The organism is Streptococcus oralis, assembly GCF_001579025.1.
GTDB lineage: Bacteria > Bacillota > Bacilli > Lactobacillales > Streptococcaceae > Streptococcus > Streptococcus oralis_X.
The window spans coordinates 396963-403488 of sequence record NZ_KQ970235.1 but is presented as its reverse complement, the minus strand read 5'-3'; the positions used below and the strand labels follow the sequence as shown (position 1 = coordinate 403488).

Annotated in this window: 9 protein-coding genes; all 9 read right to left on the bottom strand. The window is 40.1% G+C overall.

The annotated features are described in order from the left end of the window. A partial coding sequence (locus tag SORDD27_RS01870; protein ID WP_061427021.1) for an ABC transporter ATP-binding protein occupies positions 1-509 on the bottom strand: 509 nt, incomplete at its 3' end. Further along, the gene (locus SORDD27_RS01865; RefSeq protein WP_001186013.1) at positions 509-1273 is read right to left on the bottom strand and encodes an ABC transporter ATP-binding protein; all 765 of its coding nucleotides are present in this window, start codon (positions 1271-1273) and stop codon (positions 509-511) included. The genes SORDD27_RS01870 and SORDD27_RS01865, both read right to left, overlap by 1 nt. Beyond that, a complete protein-coding gene (locus SORDD27_RS01860) occupies positions 1273-2229 on the bottom strand; it encodes a branched-chain amino acid ABC transporter permease (RefSeq protein ID WP_000856262.1) in 957 nt (318 codons plus the stop codon). The genes SORDD27_RS01865 and SORDD27_RS01860 overlap by 1 nt, the downstream gene beginning before the upstream one ends. A 3-nt stretch (positions 2230-2232) precedes the next feature. Next, complete coding sequence (locus SORDD27_RS01855) at positions 2233-3102, bottom strand: branched-chain amino acid ABC transporter permease (protein WP_000941413.1); 870 nt, start codon at positions 3100-3102, stop codon at positions 2233-2235. 119 nt (positions 3103-3221) lie between these two features. Next, positions 3222-4382 (bottom strand): ABC transporter substrate-binding protein, encoded by a 1161-nt coding sequence (locus SORDD27_RS01850; protein WP_033629440.1) that lies wholly within the window; start codon positions 4380-4382, stop codon positions 3222-3224. Positions 4383-4470: 88 nt separating this feature from the next. Next, positions 4471-4740 carry a YlbG family protein gene (locus tag SORDD27_RS01845; protein WP_000462100.1) on the bottom strand — a complete coding sequence of 90 codons (270 nt, stop codon included), beginning with the start codon at positions 4738-4740 and terminating at the stop codon, positions 4471-4473. Between the two features lie 78 nt (positions 4741-4818). Continuing rightward, the gene (gene clpP / locus SORDD27_RS01840) at positions 4819-5409 is read right to left on the bottom strand and encodes an ATP-dependent Clp protease proteolytic subunit ClpP (protein WP_000613467.1); all 591 of its coding nucleotides are present in this window, start codon (positions 5407-5409) and stop codon (positions 4819-4821) included. 120 nt (positions 5410-5529) lie between these two features. Continuing rightward, positions 5530-5850 carry a hypothetical protein gene (locus tag SORDD27_RS01835; RefSeq protein ID WP_049518960.1) on the bottom strand — a complete coding sequence of 107 codons (321 nt, stop codon included), beginning with the start codon at positions 5848-5850 and terminating at the stop codon, positions 5530-5532. A 23-nt stretch (positions 5851-5873) separates the two neighbouring features. After that, positions 5874-6503, bottom strand: coding sequence for a uracil phosphoribosyltransferase (gene upp / locus SORDD27_RS01830; protein ID WP_000515974.1), 630 nt, complete (start codon positions 6501-6503; stop codon positions 5874-5876). Positions 6504-6526 lie beyond the last annotated feature (23 nt).

Genomic DNA, 6526 nt, shown 5'->3' with positions numbered 1-6526 from the left:
ATCGGGGCAAGTCCCATTGACGGCTCATCCAAGAGAAGAAGCTTAGGTGTAGACATGAGAGCGCGTCCCATAGCCAGCATCTGCTGTTCACCACCTGAAAGAGTTGCCGCATCTTGGTTTTTACGCTCTTCCAAACGAGGGAAGCGTGAGAAAACTTTTTTCAAGTTGGCTTGATTTTCTTCACGATTTTTCTTTAAAAAGGCTCCCATTTCTAAGTTTTCCATAACAGTCAAGCCTGGAAAAACATGGCGTCCCTCAGGAACTTGTGAAAGACCACCTGCCACGATTTTTTGTGCAGGCAACTTTTGAATTTCTTTTCCTAAAAACTGAATTTTACCAGCACTTGGACGAACCAAACCTGAAAGGGTACGAAGAATGGTTGTTTTACCAGCACCATTGGCACCAATCAAGGAAACAACTTCACCTTCATTAACCTCGAAACTTACATCACGAACTGCTTGGATCATACCGTAATGCACAGAGAGGTTTTCAACTTTTAACATAGACATTAGGCTTCACCTCCTAGATAAGCTTCGATAACGCGTTTGTCGTTCTTGATCTCATCCGGAGTCCCATGAGCGATTAACCGACCATATTCAAGAACATAGATACGCTCAGTGACTTCCATAACCAAATTCATGTCGTGTTCGATGAGCATGATGGTAATTTTAAATTCATCTTTGATACGACGGATCAATTCTGTCAATTCAGCTGTTTCTTGTGGATTCATCCCAGCTGCAGGTTCATCCAGAAAGAGGATTTTAGGTTCAGTTGCCAGAGCACGAACGATTTCTAATCGACGTTGTTGGCCATAGGCCAGATTCTTCGCAAGAGTATCTGCGTCACCATCCAAATCAAAAATCTTCAGCAAGTCCAAAGCTTTGCTTTTTAATTCTTCCTCATTCTTATAAAAAGCTGGTAGACGTAGAAAGCTCGCAAGGACATGTTGTTTATGATGATTGCTAAATGCAATCAAAACATTTTCCAAAACTGTTAAGTCCTTAAACAGACGAATATTTTGGAAAGTACGACTGAGTCCAAGTGAAGCAATCTTATAGGGAGTTTTCCCATTTAGGAGATGACCATCTAGTGTCACAGTACCTTCGCTTGGTTCATAAACACCAGTCAAGAGATTGAAAAGGGTTGTTTTACCAGCCCCGTTTGGTCCGATCAAACCAACCAATTCTCCCTCGTTCAATTCAAGAGTGACATCTCCAACAGCTGTTAGACCGCCAAAATGTTTGGTTAACTGTTTAACTTCAAGTAGTGCCATTAGTTTTGTCCCTCCTTCTTCGATTTTTTAAAGAAACGTGATAGACTCAATTCCCATGTCCCAAGAAGTCCACCTGGTCTGAAAATCATCACCAATACAAGAGCCAAGGCGTAGATAATCATACGTACGCTAGCAACATCTTGAAGGAGCATATTTAAAATTCCTAAAACAATCGCTGAAACGATAGTCCCAGTAATCGATCCAAGTCCACCAAACACAACGATAATCAACACGTTGATGGAATTAATAAAGGTGTAATCTTTTGGAACAACAGATCCGATAAAACCGGCCTGAAGTGAACCAGCAATACTAGCTGTAATGGCACCAAAGACAAAAGCGATTATCTTGATCTTTGTAGTGTTTACCCCAACGGACTCTGCAGCAATCTCATCCTCACGAACAGATAGAGTAGAGCGTCCAATTGGACTACGTAGGAAGTTGAGAGTTGCAATAGTTGTGATCACCACAAATAGATAAACCATTTGCCAGTTGGTAAAGTTTGGAATACCCAAGATACCAGCAGCACCGTTGGTCAAACTACCACCATTAATGATAAAGATACGAATGATTTCTGAAACACCTAGTGTCGCAACAGCCAGGTAGTCACCCTTCAAACGAAGTGTCGGAATCCCAACGAGCAAAGCAACTGCACCAGAAATCAAAGCGCCCAAGACCATTGCTCCAAAGAAGGCACCATAGGTTGGTGATTTTGAACCAATAATCGCTGCTGCATAAGCCCCAATTGCCATAAAACCTGCATGACCAAGTGAGAATTGTCCTGAAAAACCAACGATTAAGTTCAAACCTACTGCAAGGATGATATTAATCCCAATTTGTTCTAAAATTTGGACATGGAATAGATTGAGAACACCAGCAGAAACCAGTACGCTAATCAATCCATAACCCGCTAACAGAAGGAATAACCAGAGAATATTTACTTTAAGATTTGTCTTCATTGTTTACACCTTCTCTTTCACATTCTTACCAAGGATACCCGCAGGTCGAACAATCAGAATCAAAAGCAAGATTCCATACACGATAGCATCACGGAAATCAGACATACCGAAGGCAGTAGCAAATGTTTCCAACAAGCCAATCACAAATCCCCCTAGAGCTGCACCAGGAATAATCCCGATACCACCCAGTACGGCCGCAACGAATGATTTCAAACCCGGAGTCACACCCATCAAAGGTTCCAGAGAGTTGTAGTAAAGGGCAATGAGGACACCTGCTGCACCAGCAAGAGCTGAACCCAAAGCAAAGGTAAAGCTGATTGTGCGATTTACATTAATTCCCATCAATTGAGCTGCGTCACTATCAACTGATACCGCACGCATGGCTTTCCCCATTTTTGTTTTTTGGACGATCAATTGCAATAAAACCATCAAGAGTACAGAAACTGCTAAAATCATCAATTGAACATTTGTCAAGCTAATTGGTCCCAAGTCAAAGCGGACTGTTTCAATTGCTTGAGGGAAGGCACGAGTATTGGCGCCTACTAGATAAACCATTCCGTATTCCAGTAGGAAAGAGACTCCGATGGCAGTAATTAATACAGCAATACGTGTAGAGTGTCGCAAAGGACGGTAAGCAAGAAATTCAATCACAACACCAAGTAGTGCGGTTCCTGCCATTGAAATAATTAAAGCTAAAAAGAAATCCATTTGGAAAGAATTAATCAAAAAGTAACCAATAAAGGCACCCATCATATAAATATCACCGTGGGCGAAGTTGATGAGTTTGATAATTCCATAAACCATGGTATAACCCAGAGCCAAAAGTGCATAAACACTACCCAGAATTAGACCATTCACAAGTTGTTGGAGCATAGCATTCACTCTTTTCTATCCTTATTTTTTAGAAAATTTCATTATTTTCACAAGTTCATAAACACCGAAACAGGGAGTGAGTCAAAGGCTCATTCCCCATTTCAAGTACTATTCTAATGTTATGGTTTTACAACTTCTGCTTCTTCAACTTTACCATTGTTCATGGTCATCATGTAAGCAGTTTTCACTGTATTGTGGTCAGCATCAAAGCTTGTTTGACCAGTTACACCATCAAAATCTTTGGTTTTAGCAAGGTTGTCCTTGATCTCACCTGAGTTTTTAGCACCTTTTGCAGCATTTGCTACTAGGTAAACTGAGTCATAGGCCAAAGCTGAGAATGTTGAAGGCTCTTCATTGTATTTAGCACGGTATGCTTCAAGGAAAGCTTTAGCTTTTGCAGAAACATCAACAGTAGTTGAGAATCCTGAGATGAAGTAAATGTTCGATGCTCTTTCAGCAGTTGCTTGTTGAACAAATTCTTCACCGTTAAATCCATCACCACCAATGATTGGTTTATCAATTCCCATACCACGAGCTTGGTTTACAATTTTACCAGCTTCTGTGTAGTAACCTGGAACAACGATAGCATCAAACTCTTTCCCTTTCATTTTTGTAAGGGCTGCTTGGAAGTCAGTATCACCTGCTACAAACGTTTCATCTGCTACAATCTCACCCTTGTAAGCTTCGCGGAAAGATTTAGCAATACCTTTTGCATAGTCACTAGCGTTGTCAGTATAAAGAACAACCTTCTTAGCATTCAATTTGTTTGTTACATAGTTAGAAATAATCTTCCCTTGGAAGCTATCTTGGAATGTTCCGATAAATAGGTAATCTTGACCTTTAGTCAAACCGTCTTGAGTAGCACTTGGTGAAATCAATGGCACTCCAGCTTTAGTAGCGTTAGCTACAGCTGCAGCAGTTGCACCAGATGTCGCAGGTCCTACAATAGCTGCTACTTTTGATTGGGTAACAAGGTTTGTTGTAACAGAAGCTGCTTCAGCAGTTTCTGACTTGTTGTCTTTGTCCACAACTTCGATTTGTTTTCCATCAATTCCACCTGCAGCGTTGATTTCGTCTACAGCAAGTTGGGCACCTTTTTGTTCAGCTGTACCGTAAGCAGCTACAGCACCTGTCTCTTCAAAGTTAAAACCGATTTTGATTGTTTTTTCGTCTACTGGATTTCCAGTTGTGTTTGACGCTCCTGACTTAACTTCTCCACAGGCAGCAAGAAGAGCCACACTAGCAAGAGCCACAAAAGATAGGGCAAATTTTTTCTTCATTTTTAATCTCCTTATAGTTGTTTCAAAAAATAGTATGTTAAGAATATACCGAATTATCAGAAAATTGTCAATACATTTATTTAATTTTTTATATGATAACGTTTTCTTCGTTACGATAGAGATTGCCAACGAAGGGAGTTTCTAGCTCTTGAATATGGCAACGTCTAATTTTCTTGATATATCTTTCCTTACCTAATCTCTCAACTAAGTCATCTAACTCCTCAGTTGGAACATAGAGCTGCAAGTAACGATGTTTTTTGGAATGGTAACAGATATCACCGTATTCCTGAATTTTTTTTGCATCTCGATTATAGTAGAGATAGATGATTAATCCTGATCGATTTGTTTTTTCAAACATGAGGAATCCTCTTTCTAAGAAATCTTCTCCTATTATATCAAAAAAAGCAAACTCCGTCGAGTTTGCTTTCTAGGTTGCTTAGCTTAAAGAATTATTGGCCATGATTTCATCAATAAAGCCATATTCAAGTGTTTCTTGGGCACTCATCCAGTAATCACGTTCTGCATCTGCATGAATTTGCTCGACTGATTTACCAGAGTTATCTGCAAGGATTTGCTCCAAAGTCTTACGAGTTTTGAGCAAGTGCTCTGCAGCGATTGCCATATCTGTCTGTTGGGTACCACCACCTGTACCACCCATTGGTTGGTGAATCATGTACTCTGCATTTGGAAGCATGAAACGTTTGCCTTTTGCGCCACTTGATGCAATGACAGTCCCCATGGATGCAGCCATCCCCATAACGATTGTTTGGACATCCGCTTTGATAAAGTTCATGGTATCAACGATTGCCAAACCAGCAGACACAGAACCTCCAGGTGTGTTGACATAAAGGTAAATATCTTTTGTACTATCTTGGGCATCCAAGAAGAGCAACTGGGCGATAACGGAGTTGGCCATGTTGTCTTCAACTGGACCTGTTAGCATGATGATGCGGTCTTTCAGAAGACGAGAGTATATGTCATAGGAACGTTCTCCACGGCTTGTTTGTTCAATAACTACAGGAATCATTCATTTCTCCTTTTATGTTGAATTTTCTTAGTCTTACGACTCAATACAGAACTATTATATCTTTTTGGTCAAAAAAGGTCAAATTTAATTTATAACAAACATTAAATTTAGTATCAAAAATCACTTTTTCCAATTAGAAGGAGAAAAACCTACGTACTTAGTTCCCTTATATTCTAAATGCTCTAATTTCCCAATAACATCCTGCTCATTTTTAGTCACAGTACATCGAAAACGAATCTCTTTACCACTTAATAAATCATTTATTTCTTGTTCAGAAAATTCATGATTACACCATTTACGTTTAAAACGAACATTCTCCCCATTCCAATCACCAGATACATACAGGTCATCATTATCTTCCATAGCTTTATTTACTAGTTCATCATAGGCTTCGGCAATATTTTCTTCCTCACCTAAAATTTCCTCCCAATCAAATCCCATATTAAATTTCTCTCTTCTCTAGGTTATTTAGTACCGAACAAGCGGTCTCCAGCATCTCCAAGACCTGGAACGATATAACCGTGTTCGTTCAAGCGTTCATCCAAGGCTGCTGTAAAGATTTCTACATCTGGATGTGCTTCTTGGAGAGCTTTCACTCCTTCTGGAGCAGATACTAGGCAGACAAACTTTATATTTGAAGCACCACGTTTTTTAAGGGAATCTACTGCCAAGATTGCTGAGCCACCTGTTGCCAACATTGGATCAACGACAAAGATTTGACGTTGGTCAATATCCTCAGGCAATTTCACCAAGTATTCAACTGGTTGAAGGGTTTCTTCATCACGGTACATACCGATATGACCAACTTTGGCTGCTGGAACCAAGCTCAAGAGGCCATCTACCATCCCGATACCTGCACGCAAGATTGGGACAATCGCCAATTTTTTCCCAGCCAATTGTTTTTGAACGGTCTTTGTGATAGGTGTTTCGATTTCCACATCTTCAAGTGGAAGATCACGAAGTACTTCATATCCCATCAACATTGCGATCTCATCTACTAACTCACGGAAAGCTTTTGTGGAAGTGTCTGTACGACGCAAGATAGACAATTTGTGCTGAATGAGTGGATGATTAATGACTTCAATTTTTCCCATTTTCTGAGTTCCTTCTTTCAATT